1 protein-coding gene is annotated in these 1,130 nt (G+C 64.3%); it reads right to left on the reverse strand.

All coding sequences use genetic code 11. The features are described from left to right. Position 1: 1 nt before the first annotated feature. Positions 2–1,036, reverse strand: coding sequence for an IS630 family transposase (locus tag AC0699_RS39805; RefSeq protein ID WP_478671630.1), 1,035 nt, complete (start codon positions 1,034–1,036; stop codon positions 2–4). Positions 1,037–1,130 lie beyond the last annotated feature (94 nt).

The following is a 1,130-nucleotide window of genomic DNA, read 5'->3' on the forward strand; positions in this document are numbered from 1 at the left end:
ACTAGTGTCCCGAGTCGGAGATTCGTCGGCAGTATGTTGCGACTTTGTCGAGGATTTCGTCGGCTGTTTTGGTCCAGATGAAGGGCCGTGGGTTGGTGTTCCAATCGGCGAGCCAGGTGCGGATGTCGCGTTCGAGGGCCTGGACGGAGCGGTGGACACCTCGGCGGAGCTTCTTGGTGGTGAGTTCGGCGAACCACCGCTCCACCATGTTCAGCCACGAGGATCCGGTCGGTGTGAAGTGCAGGTGGAAGCGCGGATGGCCGGTCAGCCACTTCTTGACGGCCGGCACTTTGTGGGTGACGTAGTTGTCCAGGATCAGGTGCACGTCCAGCTCACGGGGCACCTCGCGGTCGAGCTTGATCAGGAACTTCTTGAACTCCGTTGCCCGGTGGCGGCGGTGCAGCGAGCCGATGACCTTGCCCGTTGCCGTGTCCAGGGCGGCGAAGAGTGTGGTGGTGCCCGCACGCACGTAGTCGTGGCTTCGGCGTTCGGGCACCCCGGGCATTATCGGCAGAACCGGTTGTGACCGGTCCAGGGCCTGGATCTGGGACTTCTCGTCCACGCACAGGACCAGTGCCCGCTCCGGCGGATCGAGATAGAGCCCGACCACGTCGCGGACCTTGTCGACGAACAGCGGGTCCTTGGACAGTTTGAACGTCTCGGCCCGGTGCGGCTGCAGGCCGAACGCCCGCCAGATCCGGGAGATCGCGGACTGTGACATGCCGGTGGCAGCCGCCATCGATCTCGTCGACCAGTGGGTGGCGTTCTTCGGTGTCTCCTCCAGGGTTTTGACGATCACCCGCTCGACATCTGCGTCGGTGATCTTCCGCGGGACACCCGGCCGTGGCTCGTCGCACAAGCCGTCCAGTCGTCGCTCGAGGAAGCGCCGCCGCCAGGTGCGGACCGTGTCGGTGGTGATCCGCAAGCGCCGGGCGACCTCCGCGATCGCATGCCCTTCGGCGCACTCCAACACGATCCGCGAACGCAACGCCAACGACTGGGCACTCGAACGACGGCGCACCCACGACTGCAACATCTCCCGCTCGGCATCAGTCAACACAACCGGCGGAATCTTCGGTCCAGGACGACTCACACCAGACCAACGACAAATCTCCGACTCAGGACACTAG

Source organism: Streptomyces sp. NPDC043870 (assembly GCF_056435785.1).